Source organism: Kitasatospora sp. NPDC101108, assembly GCF_055584725.1.
Genome location: NZ_JBVJLM010000001.1, coordinates 343,073 through 359,848, shown reverse-complemented (window position 1 = coordinate 359,848; position 16,776 = coordinate 343,073). Strand labels below are relative to the sequence as shown.

Sequence of the window (16,776 nt, the reverse complement as noted above, 5' to 3'; positions counted from 1 at the left end):
GATCATGAAGCGCGACTACCCGCTGGTGATCTTCGGCAACTTCGTCAACGAGTTGATGGTCACCGTCCCCGTTCCCCGGCACAGTGCCGCCCTGGTAGCCGTCTCCCCGCGCAAGATCTGGCTGACCCAGCCGGGCGACGTCCTGGTCATCCCCACGCAGATGTCGCAGCCGCTGCGCACCTACGCCTGCGAGCTGCTCGGCATCGACCCGGGCGAGGTCGAGGTGCTGGCCGCCCCGACCGAGGGGCTGGCCACGCTCACCGAGGCCGTCCGGAAGAACGGCCTGGTCGAGCGGCTCCGTGAGCTCGCCGCTGAGCGGCCCGGTATCCGCCTGCAGCCCTTCGCCCAGGACCGACCGGCTCTGGAGACGGCCGCCGAACTCGGCCTGGCCTTCGAGGGGTACGACTCCGGGACCGTCCCGCAGAGCGCCACCGAAGCGGCCTACCGGATCAACACCAAGCCCGGATTCCGCTCGGTGGCGGCCGAGTTGGGCATCCGCACCGCCGAGGGACGCTCCTGCGGGACACCGGAGGAGCTCGCCGCGGCCGTTCGGGAGCTCGTCACCGCCCACGGCGGCGCCGTCGTCAAGCCCGCCCGCGGCTCCAACGGCTACGGCGTCGTCTTCCTCGGCCCGCAGGACCTGCCGGAACTCGACAGCCGGCTCGACGCCTACCTGCCGACCGTCGCCGAGCAGCCGCCGGGCTGGGTCGTCGAAGAACGCCTCGACTTCGCCCGCGTGGTGACCGTCGAGATGGCCGTCGGCGAGGCCGGACCGTACATCCTGCACGTCGGTGAGATGCGCACCCCCAACGGCGCCTTCAGCGGCCAGATCACGCCCCTGGTGGCCACCACCGGCGCGGTCCGGGAACTGAAGGCCGCGGGCATGGCGCTCGGGGCGTACCTGCACCGGGCCGGCTACCGCGGGCCGTTCGACATCGACGGCGGCATCACCGCCGATGACGTGCTGTACGCCACCGAGAGCAACGTCCGCAAGACCGGTGCCACGTACCTCGATCTGATGGTCCACCGCCTGCTGGGAGACGAGCAGGCGGAGCGGGCGGTCTGGCTCGCCGACTCCCGGGTCGGCGGTGTGGAACGGGACTTCGACGCCGGCCTGGCCCGCGTCCGGGCTGCCGGGCTGGCCTTCGAGCCCGGCGGCACCGAGGGCGTGGTCCTCACCTCCGACACCCTGGCCTTCGACGGCAAGTGGCGCTACCTCGTGCTCGCGGAGAGCCACGCCCGGGCCGAGGAGATCGAGGCCGGCCTGGCCGCCGCCCTGAAGCTGGCGTGATCCCGTGCTAGCCGGAGGAATCGACGTCCAGGCGAGCTCGACCCACAACGTCGGGCTGTTCTCCGTCCGGCCGATCCCGGCCGGCACGGTGATCTGGCTGCCGTGCCCCAAGTGCTCCCGCTGGTCGACGGAGGAGATCGCCGAACTGCCCGAGGAGCGCTTCGCCGCGCTCGACAAGTACGGCCACCTGCTGGCCGACGGCAGCCTGCTGCTGCCCTGTCTCGGCGCCTACCTGATGAACCACTCCTGCGAGGCCAACGTCCTCGACCTCGGCCTCGACTTCGGGCTGGCCGTGCGGGACATCGCCGCGGGTGAGGAGGTGACCTGCGACTACGCCACCTTCGTCGAGGACGAGGGCTGGTCGATGGAGTGCAACTGCCGCACCGCCTCGTGCCGTGGCCAGGTCACCACCGCCCAAGGGGCGGATCAGCGGCTCAGGGACCTGTGGCGCGACCGGATCGACGCCGTGCTCCCGCTGGTCGCGTCCGTGGAGCAGCCGCTCCACGACGTCCTGGACGGGCTGAGCACGCCCTACCGCCGCATTCTGCGGGGCGGCAGCGCGATCGCCGAGGTGACGAGCGGAGCCAGCGTGTGCGCGCCGGCCTTCCTGACGCTCTGACACAGCGGCCGGGCCGACCCCACGAACACCGTGGCAGCGGGACCTTCCGCTCGCGAGAAGCCCCGCTGCCACGGCCGGAGCCCGACAGCCGAGGCTCCCCTGTACGAGAGGAAGCACGTGCATTCCGACCTACAGCAGCCCTACCACTACCGTTACCGCGAACCCGTCGAGCCGGACTGGCGTCGGCTGCCCGGCTGGCGCGAGGTGACCGAGCAGGACTGGCGCTCGGTGCAGTGGCAGCGCTCCCACTGCGTCAAGAACGTCCGCCAACTGCGTGCCGTGCTGGGCACGTCGGTGTCCGACACGTTCTACGCGGACCTGGAACGCGATCAGCGCGAGACCGCGACCATGCCCCTGCTGATCACCCCCCACATGATCAACACCATGGTCCCCGAAGAACGTTGGGACGGGCGGCCGGACACCCTGACCGACGCGTACTACGCCGATCCGATCCGCCGCTACATGCTGCCGGTGCGCTCCGACCGGCTCGCCGACTTCCCGTCGCACCCGTACGCGGAGCGCGACTCCCTCCACGAGCGCGACATGTGGGCCACCGAGGGGCTGACCCACCGCTATCCCACCAAGGTCCTCGCCGAACTGGTCGCCACCTGCCCGCAGTACTGCGGGCACTGCACCCGGATGGACCTGGTCGGGAACTCCACCACGCAGGTCACCAAGACCAGGTTCCTGCTGCGCCCGGACGCCCGCTACCAGGCCATGCTCGACTACCTGCGCAAGAGTCCCGGCGTGCGCGACGTCGTGGTCTCCGGCGGCGACGTGGCGAACGTGCCGTGGCCCCGGCTGGAGTCCTTCGTCTCGGAGCTCCTGGACATCGAGTCGATCCGGGACATCCGGCTGGCCAGCAAGGCACTGATCGGCCTTCCCCAGCACTGGGGGTCCGACGAGGCACTGGCGGTCGTGGAGCGGCTCAGCGCCAAGGCCCGCTCCCGCGGCGTCCAGATCGCCCTGCACACGCACGCCAACACCGCCCAGCAGATCACCCCGCTGGTGTGCGAGGCCTCCTCGCGGCTGCTGTCGGCCGGGCTGCGTGACATCCGCAACCAGGCGGTCCTGATGCGCACCGTGAACGACACCCCCGCCGCGCTGCTCGACCTGTGCTTCGACCTGCTCGACGGCGCCGGGATCATGCCCTACTACTTCTACCTCTGCGACATGATCCCCTTCAGCGAGCACTGGCGCACCTCCGTCGCCCAGGCGCAGGACCTCCAGCACGCGATCATGGGCTACCTCCCCGGGTTCGCCACCCCGCGGATCGTGTGCGACGTCCCCTTCGTCGGCAAGCGCTGGGTGCACCAGCTCAGCAGCTACGACAGGGTCCGCGGCATCTCGTACTGGTCGAAGAACTACCGGACCGGCTTCGACGACACCGCGCCGGAGGACCTGTCCCGGACCTACGAGTACTACGACCCCATCGACACCCTCCCGCCCGACGGACAGCAGTGGTGGCGCGACCACGCTCCGGCGGCGCAGGAACACCACGCCGGCCCCAGGAGCCCGAAAGAGGTCCCGTCATGATGAACGTGCTCGTCACCGCGACCCCGCCCACGCCCAACGGAGAACTCCACCTGGGGCACCTCTCCGGCCCGTACCTGGCCGGTGACGTCCACCGCCGGCACCGGTCCAGGTCCGGCGAACCGGTGGCCTACCTGTCCGGGATCGACGACCACCAGAGCTACACCGAGGCCCGGGCCGTCCGCGACGGCCACACCGCGGAGCACGTCGCCGACCACTACGGCGAGCGGATCGAACGGGCCTGGGCCGACACCGGGATCGGCTTCGACCTGATCGGCCACCCCCGCCGCTCGCCCCGCCACGCCGAGCTGACCCGGGAGGTGTTCGCCGCACTGCACGAGCGCGGTGACATCGTCGCCCGCACCCGCCCGTTGCCGTACTGCCCGACCTGCGACCGCTGGGCGTACGAGGCGTACGTGACGGGTGCCTGCCCGCACTGCGGCACCGCCTCCTGCGGAAACGCCTGTGAGGTGTGCGGGCTGCCCAACGACTGCGCCGACCTGGCCGATCCGCACTGCACCGTCTGCGGCGACCCGTGCGAACTGCGCGACTGCGAACGGCTCTACCTGCAACTCGAACCCCAGCGCAAGACCTTGGAACTCTTCTGGGAGCAGGTGCGGATGGGCGGGCACCTGCGCGCGCTCTGCCACCGCATCGCCGACGGCGGGCTGCCCGAGATCGCGGTCTCGCACCCGGCGGACTGGGGCCTCACCGTCCCGGTGCCCGGCTTCACCGAGCAGCGCATCTACGTGTGGTTCGAGATGGCGACCGGATACCTCGCCGCCGCGGAGGAACTGGAGCGCCTCCGGCCGGGCAGCGACACCTGGCGCGGTGGCGGTCGGACCGTCCAGTTCTTCGGCTACGACAACGGGTGGTTCCACGCGGTCCTGTTCCCGGCGGTCATGAAGGCGTACGACCCGGAGATCACACTCCCGGCCGCCTTCGTCTCCAACGAGTTCTACCGCCTGGACGGCCTCAAGTTCTCCACCAGCCGCCGCCACGCCATCTGGCTGCTCGACGCGCTCCGCGACGTTCCCGCCGACCACCTGCGCCTCCACCTCTGCTGGGACCGGCCCTCCGCCACCCAGACCAGCTTCACGTGGTCGCGGTTCACCACCTTCCTGCGCGACGACCTGCTGGCACGCTGGCACGGCTGGCTGGCCGACCTCGGCAGGCGCCGGGCAGCCGCGGCGAACCGGCCGGGCGAGCCCGACGGGGCGCGGCAGCCCGTCCCGCTCGCGCCGTCCGCCGCCGGGCTGCGGGAGCGGGCCGCGGACACGCTCCGGCGGATCGACGCCGCCTACTCCGCCGAGGAGTTCTCGCCGCGGCGCGCCCTGCAACTGCTCGACCAACTGGTCCGGGACGCGGCCGAACTGGGCGACCACCACGAGCACCTGCGAGGACTCGACGGGCTGCACGCCGAGTTCGTCGCGGGCGTCCGCGCCGAGCTCGCCGCCGCGGCGGCCCTCGCCGCCGGGCTCTACCCCGTTGCCCCGACGATGGCCCAGCAGCTCTGGTCGGCGCTCGGCCTGCCCGGCGCCGTCGCGGAGCACGACTGGCGCGAGGCCGTCGCCGTCCCCCTCGCGGCGGGCGAACTCGCCGACGCCTGCCCGCTGTTCGACCCTGCCGCCGTTGTGCAGAAAGGCCAGTGATGGGACCCACCGACGTCCTCGGTCTCGGGCTCGGCCCGGCCAACCTGAGCCTGGCCGCGCTGGCAGCCCCCGTCGCCGGTCTGCGGACGAGGTTCCTGGAGGCCAAACCCCACTTCCAGTGGCACAGCGGCATCATGCTCCCCGACGCCCAGCTCCAGGTCTCCCACCTCAAGGACCTGGTCAGCCTCGTCGACCCCACGAGCCGCTACTCCTTCCTCAACTTCCTGGTCCGGACCGGCCGGATCTACCGTGCGCTGGTCGCGAACGGGATCAGCTGCTCACGGCAGGAGTTCGAGCAGTACTACCAGTGGGCCGCCGACCAGCTGGACAGTGTCCACTGGAAGCAGCGGGTGGAGTCCGTGTGCCTCGCCGGGAACCGCTTCGAGGTCTGCACCTCGACCGGCGAACGACACACCGCCCGAGCGCTCGTCCTCGGCACCGGGCGGACGCCGAAGCTGCCGGAGTTCGCCGTGCCGCTGCGGGGGCGGCAGGTGCTGCACGGGGCCGAGTTCCTCCACGTCTCTCCCGAGACCCGGGGCAAGGACGTGATCGTGGTCGGCGGCGGCCAGAGCGGCGCCGAGATCGTCAACCACCTGCTCGCCGACGACCAGGACCTGCCCGCCTCGCTCACCTGGCTCTCCAGCCGGGCCGGCTTCCTGCCCATGGACGACTCACCGTTCACCAACGAGTGGTTCACGCCCTCGTACGTCGAGTACTTCCACGAGCTGCCCGCCGACCGCCGGACCAGTCTGCTGGCGCAGCACAGGCTGGCCAGCGACGGCATCTCCGAGTCCCTGCTCCGGGAAATCTACCAGCGGCTCTACCACCTGGACATGGTCGTCGGCGCCCCGGTACGGCACCAGCTGCTCGCCGGCCGCCGCGTGGTCGACCTCACCCGCGACGGCGGCCGGATCACCGCGAAGCTGCACGACGAGGACGGCGACCGGATCGAGTCCCGCACGGCCGACGTGGTCGTCTTCTGCACCGGATACCGCAGTTCCCTGCCCGAGTTCCTGGAACTGCTGCGGCCCAGGCTGGTCGACGAGCACGGCGCGCTGCGGATCCGGCGCGACTACTCGCTCGACTGGGACGGCCCGCAGGAACTGCGCATCTACGTGCAGAACGCGGCCGAGACCACCCACGGCATCGCCGACCCCAACCTGAGCCTGGCCGCCTGGCGCAGCGCCCGGATCGTGAACTCGCTCGTCGGGCGCGAGGTCTACCGACTCGGCCACTTCTCCACGACGGTCGCCTGGGACCGGTCATCCGAGCACGACAAGAACCCCGCCTACGTCACACCGTGAGTCCGCCGGCGCGGACATCCGGCGGGGCGGCCGCGGATGTCCGCGACGGGCCGCCACGACCGTGTCAGCGGTCCGCGGCCGGGTCGGTCCGGGACCGCTCGGATCGACACCGTCACCGGACCAGCTCCCGACTCTTCGAAGGCAGGCACCGATGAACGAAGCCACGAAAGCGCAGTACCTGGACGGCGAGGTGATGCCGTCCGGGATGGTGGTCGAGGAGGTGGCCGGCGGCCCCGGAACGCCGCTCGCCGGCTGGCCGTTCGAGGCCTCCCGGTTCACCGTCCCCCCGGGCGCCACCAGCGAGCTCGACCGGCACCGGGTGGCCGAGGTCTGGATGGTTCGTGCGGGTACCGGGACCGTCCGGAGCGAGGACAGGAGCATCGAGCTGGCCGCCGGGGACTGCGTGTACTTCCCGTCCTTCGTGCCGCACCAGGTCACCAACTCCGGTGACGGCCCGCTCGATGTGTTCAGCCTCTGGTGGTCGGAGGAGGAGCGGTGATCGTCGACCTCGCCGTGGTCGGCAGCGGCATCATCGGCTCATTCGTCGCCCACGAGGCCCGGCGGCTGCGTCCCGACTGGGAGATCCTCGTCCTGGACAAGGGGGCCGTCGCCGGGGGCGCCACCACCTGGTCGGCCGGCGCGAGCTTCCCGATCGCGCCCACCCCGGACCACCGCGAGCTCCACCGGGTCAGCGCCGAGCGCTTCGCCGCATTGGCGGGCACCCGCAACGAGGTGTTCCTGCGGACCGTACCGATGGTCTACGTCCTGAGGCAGGAACGGATCGCCGCGTTCCAGGACCGGGTCGTCGCACCGCTGCGCGCGCTGGAGCCGTCCGGCCAGGACCGGATCCGCGAGTACCTGCCCGACCTGGTGGTCGGAGCGGACGAACGGTTCGTCACCCACGACGGAGAGGGCTTCGCCGTCTGGGCACGGCCGCTGGCCGACTCGCTCCTCGTCGACCTGATCGCCGACGGGCACCTGCGGGTCGAGACCGGTCAGCACATCGACCGGGTCGTCCGTGCGGACGGCGACTACCTGCTGGAGGCCGGGGACGTCACCTGGAGGTCGCGGCGGGTGGTGCTCGCCACCGGCCCGTGGCAGCCGCCGCTGACCGAGCTGCCGCCCGGCGGCGATGCGCCGGCCCGGGTCAAGCGGGTGGCGGCGCTGCACGCCGACCTGCCCGTCCGGGTCGGTGATCCGCTCGTCTACTTCGTCGACGACGACCTGTTCCTGCTTCCCCTCGCCACGGGCTCGGCCCTGGTCAGCTTCCGCAGCGAGGTCTGGGACGCGGTGCCGGACACCCTCGACGGCCGCCTGGACGACGGGGACCTGCGTGACGGCACGGCCGCGCTGGCGGCCCGCAGCCACCTGGCCGCGGCGTCGGTCACCGGCGGCCGGGCGTTCTGCGACCTCTACACCCCGGACCGCCTCCCGCTCGTGCACACCGATCCCGGCCTGCCCGGGCTGGCCGCCGTCCTGGGCGGCTCCGGCTCGGGTGTCCGGCTGGCCCCCGGCCTCGCCGCCAGGGCGGTCCGCGCGGTCATGGGCTGAGTCCGGACCGTACGGGGCGACCGCTCGTCCCCGGTGCCGCCGTCCGGTCCGACTCCGGGCGGCGGCACCGGCACGTGATCGGCCGTCCGGACCTCGGCACCGGCACGTGACCGGCCGGCCCGGCCGCGGCCGGAGGTGTGTGGGGCGCATCACAGCTCCGGGGGCCGTTCGGACTCCTACGATCGTGATCGCGGACGCCCGCCACGAGCCCGGCGTCCGCTGTACCACCGCGATCCGGCCCGAGGAGAAGCGCACCTTGACCACCCCCACCGCCGCGCCCGACAGCTACTACCAGCGCACCGGCGAACACAGCTACAAGCCGACCGCCCACGCGCAGGGCGCCTGGCACCCCGACGAGCAGCACTTCAGCCCGGTGGGCGGCCTGATCGCCCACGCGATCGACCGCCACCGGGCCGACCGCCCTGCCGACGGGCTCGCCCTGGCCCGGATCAGCTACGACATACTCGGCCTGATCGCCCTGGACGAGCTGGAGATCACGGTGGAGACCCTCCGCCCCGGCCGCACCATCGAACTGGTGGAGGCGGTGGCCTCGGTCAACGGCCGGGCGGTGGTCCGGGCCCGGGCCTGGTTCCTGGCCGAGCAGGACACCAGCGCCGTCGCCGGCACCCACGACGAACGGCTGCCCGCACCGGAGGAGTTCGAGCCGTGGCCGATGGGCGACCAGTGGGGCGGCGGCTACATCGCCTCGGTCGAGGTCCGCCGCCGGTCCACCGCCCCCGGCCGCGCCGCCGCCTGGCTGTCCACCCCGCTGGAGATCGTCGCGGGGGAGGGGAGCAGCCCGCACGCCGCCTTCATCGCCCTGGTCGACACCGCCAACGGCATCGCCGTGCGGGAGCAGCCCACCGCGTGGATGTTCCCCAACACCGACCTGACCATCCACTTCCACCGCCGCCCCGAGGGCCGCTGGACCGGCCTGGACACCGCCGTCAGCTTCGGCCCGTCCGGGCACGGCGTCACCAGCACCGTGCTGCACGACGTCCACGGGCCGGTCGGCCGGGCCGAGCAGATCCTCACCGTCCGCCCGATGCCCGGCAGTTGACGCCCGCCGGCGGACCGGCGGCGCCACCCCGAGCCCGGGACGGCGCCGTCGTACCGGCTCAGCCCGGCAGCGAGTCCATGAAGGAGCTCACCGAGAACACCGCCCTGCCCGGCCCGGCCGGCCCGTAGCCGGGCGGGGAGGACAGGCCGAACTCCTCCAGGGTGGCCCGGTAGGTCTGCAGCAGCCGGATGTGGTACTCCAGCGGCGCGCCCTGCGGATTGGCCTTGCCCAGCGGGGTGGTGGGCTCGGGGCACCAGGTGGTGAAGCGCGGCACCACGCCGTGGGACATGAAGAAGCGCAGCCCCTCCCGGGTGGAGGCGATCGCCTCGTCGACCGTGGTGAAGCCGAAGGGCTCGGCCATCTCCACGCCCGCCACGAAGTTGGGGATCACGTTCTCCGCGCCGAACACCTCGGTGGAGTCGAGGATCCGGCGGTGCCACTCGTCCCGGCCGACGTAGCGCTCCTTGCCGGGGCAGTAGAGCTCGAACAGCCGCTTGTCCCACACCTCGAAGTTGGGGTGGTAGATCTTCACGCCGTGGTCGCGGAAGCGCTGGACGTCATCGCGCGGCAGTGCCTGGGCGACCACCTTGCCGATCCACCGGTCGGGGAAGCGCTCCTCGATGGCCTTGGCGTACTGGCCGTAGAAGTCCGCCTCGTCCCGCCCGCCGACCTGCGAGGTGATCGCCCCGCCGGTGAGGGTGTACGCCCGGGAGGCCCGGGCCGTGTCGTGCCGGTCGATGATCTCCAGCGCCTCCAGCACCTCCTCGACCGGCTTGACCCCGGTGTACGGGCGCCCGGCGGCCTTGTGCTGGCGCCAGTTGTGGTTGATGTCGCAGTACTGGCACTCCTCCTTGGCGCCGAAGTACTGGCAGACCCGGAACACCGTGAGGTAGATCAGGTAACCCCACTGGATGGTCGGCGCGACCTCCATCACCGACTTCCCGTTGGCCAGCGTGTGCCGGTAGTAGTCGGGCATCGGCGGCAGGCCCACGTCGGCGATCCGCGCGCCGTCCAGGTAGAGGCCGAGCGAGCCGTCCTCGCCCGCGCGCACCCGGTACGGCGAGTCCGGGTTGACCCGCACCGACACCACCGTGCGGCGCAGCCCGTACGGCCCGCCGGTCAGCACGATCTCCTCCGGCGGCCGGTTCAGCGCGGCCGCGCCGAGCTCGGGCAGGGTGCGGTGGTCGAAGGAGAAGATGAAGTACGACTTCGGCTTGACCTCGCCACCCCCGTCGGCGCCGGTGCTGCCGCTGAGGGCGGACTCGTCGAAGGCCATCCCGCCGCGCAGCAGGTCCTCCTTGATCACCGCCTCCCGGGGCACGTCGGGGAAGCGCTCCATGAGGTCCTCGACGACTGCGGTCCGGCTGCGGGCCTGGCTCTCCATGCGCTGCTCTTCCTTCCTGGCCCCGTTCCTCGCACGGCGCTGCGCCCAGTTTCCTCCCCCTTACGCGGGTGGCGCGGACAGGCCCGCCCGGCGGGAACGATCGGGGGCGCAACGCCGGTGGGCGGACCGGGACACGGGTGGGGTTCACCGGGTTGACGCGGCGGCGGAGCGGGGAGGGGTGACCGGTTCGGGAACGGGCGCCGAACAGCGGGGTTGATCGATGCATGACTCGGGAGCGGGCAAACGCCGTCAGTCTGAACGTTCACCCTATCGGGTGTAGAAGATCGCCCGTTGCGATCCGGAACGGGCTTTCGCGCCTACGGTTGGGAACCGAGCGAGACGGGGCCCGCGGCGTGGAGTTCCCCATCGCGTCAGGCGGGATGACGACCCGTCACATCATGCGATCCCTCTCAGAGGAGGCTCCATGCCCCTGCGCACCAGAACGGGCACCCGGCCCGGGCCCGCACCCGCCCCGGCGGTGGGCCCATGAGCTCCCCGTCGATCGAACGGATTCTCCGCGGTCCCACCGGACTGGGCACCTCCGGGCTGCAGTTGAGGCCTCAGGCGCCGACGCCCGAGACCGCCGGGCCCACGGTTCACGCCCCCGGGGTCCCGACCGCGGAGACCGCGGACACGGTGGTGGTCGAGACCAGGCTGGTCGAGACCATGGCACTGGAGGCCGTCGTGACCGAGACGGCGGCCCTCGGGGCAGCGGCTCCGGACGTCCAGAAGTCGTCCCTGCCCGTCCCCTCGCTGCCTGTGCCGTCCCTGCCCGGTCCCTCGCTGCCCGTGCCGTCCCTGCCCGTGCCGTCCCTCGCCGCCGCGCTGACCGCGCCGCGGGCCGCCGCGGCGCCGAGCGGCGGGAAGCCGAAGCTCGGCGACCCGATCCCCGGCCTCTACCACCACCCGATCGCCGAGCCCGACCCCGTCCGGGTGGAGGAGCTCAGCCTCAAGCTCAAGGCCTGGGCGGTCGACGAGATCGAGCTCTACCCGCCGGAGTGGGAGAAGGACTTCGACGGGTTCTCCACCGGGCGCTACATGGTGGCCTGCCACCCCGACGCGCCGAGCACCGACCACCTGATGCTCGCGGCCCGCCTGATGGTCGCCGAGAACGCGGTGGACGACTGCTACTGCGAGGACCTCGGCGGCTCGCCGATCGGTCTGGGCAGCCGCCTGCTGCTCGCCCACACCGCGCTGGACCCGCTGCACACCACCCCGGAGTACCACCCGGCCTGGGAGGCCTCGCTCTCCGAGGACGCGCCCCGGCGCTCGTACCGCTCGGCGATGGACTACTTCGTCCGCGCCGCCACGCCCTCCCAGTCGGACCGCTTCCGGCACGACATGGCGCGGCTGCACATGGGGTACCTGGCCGAGGCCGCCTGGGCCGAGACCGACCACGTCCCGGAGGTGTGGGAGTACCTGGCGATGCGCCAGTTCAACAACTTCCGCCCCTGCCCGACGATCACCGACACCGTCGGCGGCTACGAACTGCCCGCCGAGCTGCACGCGCTGCCCGCCATGCAGCGGGTGATCGCCCTGGCCGGCAACGCCACCACGATCGTCAACGACCTGTACTCGTACACCAAGGAGCTCGCCAGCCCCGGGCTCCACCTGAACCTGCCGGTGGTGATCTCCGAGCGCGAGGGTGTCTCCCGCAAGGAGGGCTACCTGAAGGCGGTCGAGGTCCACAACGAGCTGATGCACGCCTTCGAGGCCGAGTCGGCCGCGCTGGCGCTCGCCTGCCCGGTGCCGACGCTGGTGCGGTTCCTGCGCGGGGTGGCCGCGTGGCTCGACGGCAACCACTACTGGCACCAGACCAATACCCACCGTTACAGCCTGCCGGACTTCTGGTAACCACCAGGCCCTACCAGGCCGCAAGCCGCTATTGCCCGATGTCCCGACAACCGCCCATGAGAAACCTGGAGTTGACCCCCATGTCCCTGACCGACGACATCACCACCCCCGGCAGCGCCATCCCCGGCCCGGCGACTCCGTACCAGGGCGACATCGCGCGCTACTGGGACCACGAGGCACGTCCGGTCAACCTGCGCCTGGGCGACGTCGACGGCCTCTACCACCACCACTACGGCATCGGCGAGATCGACCAGGAGGCGATCGGCGACCCGGCGGACAGCGAGCGCGAGAAGAAGGTCATCGCCGAGCTGCACCGCCTGGAGTCCGCCCAGGCCGACGTCCTGCTCGACCACCTCGGCGACATCCGGGCCGAGTCCACCCTGCTCGACGCGGGCTGCGGCCGCGGCGGCTCGATGGTCATGGCCCACCAGCGCTTCGGCTGCCGGGTCGAGGGCCTGACCCTCTCCACCCAGCAGGCCGACTTCGGCAACAAGCGCGCCGCCGAGCTGGGCATCGGCGAGTTCGTCCGCTCCCGGGTCGCCAACATGCTGGACATGCCCCTGGAGAACGGTTCCATTGCCGGTTCCTGGAACAACGAGTCCAGCATGTACGTCGACCTGCACGACCTGTTCGCCGAGCACTCCCGGGTGCTGGCGGTCGGCGGCCGGTACGTGACCATCACCGGCTGCTGGAACCCGAAGTACGGCCAGCCGTCCAAGTGGGTCTCGCAGATCAACGCGCACTTCGAGTGCAACATCCACTCCCGCCGCGAGTACCTGCGGGCGATGGCCGACAACCGCCTGGTGCCGCAGGCCGTCATCGACCTGACCCCGGACACCCTGCCCTACTGGGAGCTGCGGAACACCACCTCGCTGGTCACCGGCATCGAGGAGGCGTTCATCGAGTCCTACAAGGACGGCTCCTTCCAGTACGTGCTGATCGCGGCCGACCGGGTCTGACCGGATCAGCCCGGGCCGGACGGGCCTGAACCGCGTCCGACCGGCCCCCGGACCGACGGGCGGCCTCCTCGTGTGGGTGCGAGGAGGCCGCCCGTCTGCCGTCGCGCGGTGCCGTCTGCCGTCTGCCGTCAGCGGTCGGCGGTCAGCGGTCAGCGGTCAGCGGTCAGCGGTCAGCCGCCACCGGCGCCGGTGACCGTCATGTAGTGCCGCGGCGGGTGAAGGTGAGGTGGGTGACGCCGCTCGGGCCGGTCACCGCCTCGGTGTCGAAGCGCTCCTCCAGCCCTTCGAGCCCGGCCCAGAGCGACTCGCCCCGCCCGAGCACGATCGGCACCACGACCACGTGCAGGTGGTCGATCAGGTCGGCCTCCAGGAAGGCCCGGACGGTACGCGGGCCGCCGCCGATCCGGACGTCCTTGCCGCCGGCCGCCTCCCGGGCCTGCCGCAGGGCCTCCTCGGGGGTGGCGTCGATGAAGTGGAAGACCGTCCCGCCCTCCATCTCCAGGCTGGGGCGCGGGTGGTGGGTGAGCACGAAGACCGGCGTGTGGAAGGGCGGGTTCGCGCCCCACCAGCCCTGCCAGTCCTCGTCCTCCCAGGGCCCGCGCTGCGGGCCGAACTTGTTGCGGCCCATGATCTCCGCGCCGATGTCCTCGCCCCAGGTGCGGGCCATCACGTCGTCCAGCCCGGTGCTGCCGCCCTCCTTGCCGTGCATCCGCCGGAAGGTGCGGGTGCCGAAGAACCACCTGTGCAGCCGGTCGGTGGCGTGCCCGAAGGGGCTCTCCAGGCTCTGGCCCTCGCCGGTGCCGTAGCCGTCGAGGGAGATCGAGAAGTTGTGGACCCGGACCAGGGACACGGTGCTGCCTCCACTGCTCTTCGTTGAATGCGGCCGCTCGCGACCGTCCACCACACCACCGCTTCCGGCCGTCCGCTCGCGGGCCACGCTAGCGCCCGGGTCCGACAAATCTGACGTTGCGTCACCGGTGGGGCGTGGCGGCCGCCGGCAGGGGAGGGGCGGGGCAGGGGTGGAGAAGTCGTCACGCTATTGTCGTGCCTTCTTCACGAGGTGCACGCTCCGCCGGGCGATGCTGCCTCCGGCGGCGCGCACGGGCGGCCGCCACGACCGACCCCGGGGGGAACGATTCCGATGACCGCACGCCGTACGACCGCACGCCGCATGACCTCGGGCCGTACGACCGCCCGCCGTACCACCGCGCGCAGCACGACTTCCGGCCGCGCCCTGGCCGGCCTCCTGGCCGCGGGCCTGCTCGCCGGTGCCGCCGCCCTGGTCCCGACCGCGGCCCCGGCGGCCGCCGACACCGGCACGGACGACCTGCCGTTCGGCTCGGCCACCACCGTCGGCCTGCACAACACCTACGACCCGGCCGCCTACCAGTACCTCGCCCAGAGCCTGGACACCCGCACCGGCATGATCGAGCTCGACCTCTGGACCGACGTCATCACCAAGGAGTGGAAGGTCAGCCACTCCAACCCGCTCGGCAACTCCAACAACTGCACCGCCGCCGACAACCCGGGCCAGCTCTACGGTGGCGGCACCAACAAGAACCTGGAGCACTGCCTCGACGACATCCGGGTCTGGCTCGGCGCCCACCCGGCCGCCGGACCGCTGGTGGTCAAGCTGGAGCTGAAGGGCGGCTTCGCGGCCAACATGGGGATGGGCCCCGACCAGCTCGACGCACTGATCGCCGCGCACCTCGGCGACGCGGTGCTGCGCCCGGCCGACCTGCTGGCCAAGCCCGGCGGCGGCTCGTACGCCACCGTCGACGAGGCGGTGCGGGCGGGCAACTGGCCGAGCCGCTCCGCCCTCGCCGGGCGGGTGCTGCTCTACGCGATACCGGGGACGGTCGAGGAGAACAACCCCTTCGACACCCTGCACACCGACGTCGAGTACGGGCGGCACCTGCGCGACCTCGCCGCCGCCGGGCGGATCGGCCAGGCCCAGCTGTTCCCGGCCGTGCACGGCGCGGCGGCCGGTGACCCGCGCAGCAAGTACACCGGCGCGGACGCCGGGATCCGCCCCTGGTTCGTGGTCTTCGACGGCGACGCCGCCGCCTATCTCAACGGCATCGACACCGCCTGGTACGACCGCTCCCACTACCTGGTGGTGATGACGGACGCCCAGAACGTCGCGCCGCAGATCAGCGCCACCGACCCGACCGCCGACCAGGCGAGGGCCCGGACCGAGCAGCTGGCCCGGGCGCACGCCAGCATCGTGTCCAGCGACTGGCGCAAGCTGCCGACGGTGCAGTCCCTGGTGCTGCCCCGCGGCTGACGCTCCGCGGCGGCCCGACCCGACCCGATCCCGGCCGGACCGGCCGGGCTCAGCGGCGACGGCCCCCGCCGAGCCGGTCGACGTGGGCGAGGACGGCCCCGGCGCCGTCCTCGCCCGCGACGAGCCCGGCGAGCTCGGCCGCCCGTCGGCGGACCGGCCCGGCCAGCGCGGCCGTGACGGCGGCGGCGAGGCGCTCGGCGGTGAGTTCCGAGAAGGGCACGGTCTGCGGCGCGACCCCCAGCCGGTGCAGCCGCGCCGCCCAGAACGGCTGGTCGATCATCACGGGCACCGGCACGGCGGGGACCCCGGCACGCAGCGCGGCGCCGGTGGTCCCGGCCCCGGCGTGGTGGACGACGGCGGCCGTACGGGGGAACAGCCAGTCGTGGGGCAGGTCGCCGACGGAGAGGACGCCGTCACCCGCCGCCGTCAGCCCGGCCCAGCCCGCCTGGACCACCGCGCGCACACCCGCCCGCCGCACCGCCGCCGTCACCAGCTCACCGAGCCGCTCGCCCTCCTCCGGCGCCATGCTGCCGAAACCGATGAACACCGGAGCGGGCCCGGCCTGGAGGAAGTCGACCAGTTCGGCCGGCGGCCGCCAGTCCAGCGGCCGGGCGGGCCACCAGAAGCCCGCCACCTCCACCGGTGCCGGCCAGTCCGCCGGGCGCGGCTCCAGCAGCGGGCTGTAGCCGTGGACGACCGGCCGGGTGTGCCCGAGCGGTTCCGGCGCGGCCGCGCCGGGCAGGCCGAGGCGCTCGCGCAGCCGCGCCACGGCCCCCGAGAACAGCCGCTCCGCACTGCGCAGCCGCTCCCGGCCGGCGGCGAGGTTGCCCGCCGGACCGAGGTCATCGGTGCCGGCGGGGCCGGGCAGGGGGAACCGCGCGGTGGCGAAGGCGGGTGTGAGGTAGGTGCCGAGCACGGGCACGCCGAGGGCCTCGCCCGCGGTGAGGGCCAGCGGCGCCGGGGCGAAGGCGGTGAGCAGGAGGTCGGCCCCGCCCGCCACGGCCTCCGCCACGCCGTCGGCGAGCCCGTTCACGAACGCGGTCACCAGTGCCCGGGTCTCCTCCGGGGAGGTCGCCCGCGACCGGCCGAGGACGAACTCCCTGGGGTCCCCGGGGAGCGAGCGGAACTCCAGGCCGCAGGACTCGATCAGGGTGGCGAAGGTCGGGTGGGCGAGCACCGAGACCCGGTGCCCGGCCTGCACCAGTCGCCGGCCCAGGCCGGTGAACGGTGCGACGTCTCCGCGGGAGCCGGTGGTGACGATCAGGATGCGCATGGGGCCGAT

At 72.6% G+C, this 16,776-nt stretch carries 14 protein-coding genes; 11 read left to right on the top strand and 3 right to left on the bottom strand.

The genetic code is table 11. The features are described 5' to 3' along the window. The first annotated feature begins 4 nt into the window (after window positions 1-4). The 8 genes from ACZ6Z8_RS01630 to ACZ6Z8_RS01595 all read left to right on the top strand — a co-directional run bounded on the left by ACZ6Z8_RS01630 (window position 5) and on the right by ACZ6Z8_RS01595 (window position 9,010). The gene (locus ACZ6Z8_RS01630) at window positions 5-1,291 is read left to right on the top strand and encodes a preATP grasp domain-containing protein (protein WP_465605220.1); all 1,287 of its coding nucleotides are present in this window, start codon (window positions 5-7) and stop codon (window positions 1,289-1,291) included. 4 nt (window positions 1,292-1,295) lie between these two features. Further along, window positions 1,296-1,910 (top strand): SET domain-containing protein, encoded by a 615-nt coding sequence (locus tag ACZ6Z8_RS01625; protein WP_465605217.1) that lies wholly within the window; start codon window positions 1,296-1,298, stop codon window positions 1,908-1,910. Window positions 1,911-2,027: 117 nt separating this feature from the next. Beyond that, complete coding sequence (locus tag ACZ6Z8_RS01620; protein WP_465605215.1) at window positions 2,028-3,446, top strand: KamA family radical SAM protein; 1,419 nt, start codon at window positions 2,028-2,030, stop codon at window positions 3,444-3,446. After that, window positions 3,443-5,095 (top strand): class I tRNA ligase family protein, encoded by a 1,653-nt coding sequence (locus ACZ6Z8_RS01615; RefSeq protein WP_465605212.1) that lies wholly within the window; start codon window positions 3,443-3,445, stop codon window positions 5,093-5,095. Before ACZ6Z8_RS01620 ends, ACZ6Z8_RS01615 begins: the two co-directional genes overlap by 4 nt. Then, window positions 5,095-6,399, top strand: a complete 1,305-nt coding sequence (locus ACZ6Z8_RS01610) for a lysine N(6)-hydroxylase/L-ornithine N(5)-oxygenase family protein (RefSeq protein WP_465605209.1) — start codon at window positions 5,095-5,097, stop codon at window positions 6,397-6,399. Before ACZ6Z8_RS01615 ends, ACZ6Z8_RS01610 begins: the two co-directional genes overlap by 1 nt. A gap of 151 nt (window positions 6,400-6,550) precedes the next feature. Further along, window positions 6,551-6,898, top strand: coding sequence for a cupin domain-containing protein (locus tag ACZ6Z8_RS01605; protein WP_465605206.1), 348 nt, complete (start codon window positions 6,551-6,553; stop codon window positions 6,896-6,898). Beyond that, the gene (locus tag ACZ6Z8_RS01600) at window positions 6,895-7,950 is read left to right on the top strand and encodes an NAD(P)/FAD-dependent oxidoreductase (RefSeq protein WP_465605203.1); all 1,056 of its coding nucleotides are present in this window, start codon (window positions 6,895-6,897) and stop codon (window positions 7,948-7,950) included. Before ACZ6Z8_RS01605 ends, ACZ6Z8_RS01600 begins: the two co-directional genes overlap by 4 nt. 256 nt (window positions 7,951-8,206) lie before the next feature. Beyond that, window positions 8,207-9,010, top strand: coding sequence for a thioesterase family protein (locus tag ACZ6Z8_RS01595; protein ID WP_465605200.1), 804 nt, complete (start codon window positions 8,207-8,209; stop codon window positions 9,008-9,010). Between the two features lie 58 nt (window positions 9,011-9,068). Here ACZ6Z8_RS01595 and ACZ6Z8_RS01590 read toward each other — a convergent pair whose 3' ends face one another. Continuing rightward, window positions 9,069-10,394 carry a radical SAM protein gene (locus ACZ6Z8_RS01590; RefSeq protein WP_465605197.1) on the bottom strand — a complete coding sequence of 442 codons (1,326 nt, stop codon included), beginning with the start codon at window positions 10,392-10,394 and terminating at the stop codon, window positions 9,069-9,071. Window positions 10,395-10,880: 486 nt separating this feature from the next. Here ACZ6Z8_RS01590 and ACZ6Z8_RS01585 point away from each other — a divergent pair, with 486 nt between their 5' ends. After that, window positions 10,881-12,248, top strand: a complete 1,368-nt coding sequence (locus ACZ6Z8_RS01585) for a family 2 encapsulin nanocompartment cargo protein terpene cyclase (RefSeq protein WP_465605194.1) — start codon at window positions 10,881-10,883, stop codon at window positions 12,246-12,248. Between the two features lie 80 nt (window positions 12,249-12,328). Continuing rightward, window positions 12,329-13,207, top strand: a complete 879-nt coding sequence (locus ACZ6Z8_RS01580; RefSeq protein WP_465605190.1) for a geranyl diphosphate 2-C-methyltransferase — start codon at window positions 12,329-12,331, stop codon at window positions 13,205-13,207. Window positions 13,208-13,403: 196 nt separating this feature from the next. Here the strand turns inward: ACZ6Z8_RS01580 and ACZ6Z8_RS01575 are convergent, their stop codons facing one another. Beyond that, window positions 13,404-14,057, bottom strand: coding sequence for a dihydrofolate reductase family protein (locus ACZ6Z8_RS01575; protein ID WP_465605187.1), 654 nt, complete (start codon window positions 14,055-14,057; stop codon window positions 13,404-13,406). 321 nt (window positions 14,058-14,378) lie between these two features. Between ACZ6Z8_RS01575 and ACZ6Z8_RS01570 the strand changes: the two genes are divergently transcribed. Next, the gene (locus ACZ6Z8_RS01570; protein ID WP_465606297.1) at window positions 14,379-15,494 is read left to right on the top strand and encodes a phosphatidylinositol-specific phospholipase C domain-containing protein; all 1,116 of its coding nucleotides are present in this window, start codon (window positions 14,379-14,381) and stop codon (window positions 15,492-15,494) included. 49 nt (window positions 15,495-15,543) lie between these two features. Here ACZ6Z8_RS01570 and ACZ6Z8_RS01565 read toward each other — a convergent pair whose 3' ends face one another. Then, window positions 15,544-16,767: a glycosyltransferase gene (locus tag ACZ6Z8_RS01565; RefSeq protein ID WP_465605184.1), complete on the bottom strand. Its 1,224-nt coding sequence runs from the start codon at window positions 16,765-16,767 to the stop codon at window positions 15,544-15,546. Window positions 16,768-16,776 lie beyond the last annotated feature (9 nt).

What these genes read in the sequence shown, in the direction of transcription:
- ACZ6Z8_RS01630 (WP_465605220.1), top strand. Translation starts at nt 5, where the DNA reads ATGAAGCGCGACTACCCGCTGGTGATCTTCGGCAACTTCGTCAACGAG.
- ACZ6Z8_RS01615 (WP_465605212.1), top strand. Translation starts at nt 3,443, where the DNA reads ATGATGAACGTGCTCGTCACCGCGACCCCGCCCACGCCCAACGGAGAA.
- ACZ6Z8_RS01610 (WP_465605209.1), top strand. Translation starts at nt 5,095, where the DNA reads ATGGGACCCACCGACGTCCTCGGTCTCGGGCTCGGCCCGGCCAACCTG.
- ACZ6Z8_RS01605 (WP_465605206.1), top strand. Translation starts at nt 6,551, where the DNA reads ATGAACGAAGCCACGAAAGCGCAGTACCTGGACGGCGAGGTGATGCCG.
- ACZ6Z8_RS01590 (WP_465605197.1), bottom strand. Translation starts at nt 10,394, where the DNA reads ATGGAGAGCCAGGCCCGCAGCCGGACCGCAGTCGTCGAGGACCTCATG.
- ACZ6Z8_RS01585 (WP_465605194.1), top strand. Translation starts at nt 10,881, where the DNA reads ATGAGCTCCCCGTCGATCGAACGGATTCTCCGCGGTCCCACCGGACTG.
- ACZ6Z8_RS01580 (WP_465605190.1), top strand. Translation starts at nt 12,329, where the DNA reads ATGTCCCTGACCGACGACATCACCACCCCCGGCAGCGCCATCCCCGGC.
- ACZ6Z8_RS01570 (WP_465606297.1), top strand. Translation starts at nt 14,379, where the DNA reads ATGACCTCGGGCCGTACGACCGCCCGCCGTACCACCGCGCGCAGCACG.
- ACZ6Z8_RS01565 (WP_465605184.1), bottom strand. Translation starts at nt 16,767, where the DNA reads ATGCGCATCCTGATCGTCACCACCGGCTCCCGCGGAGACGTCGCACCG.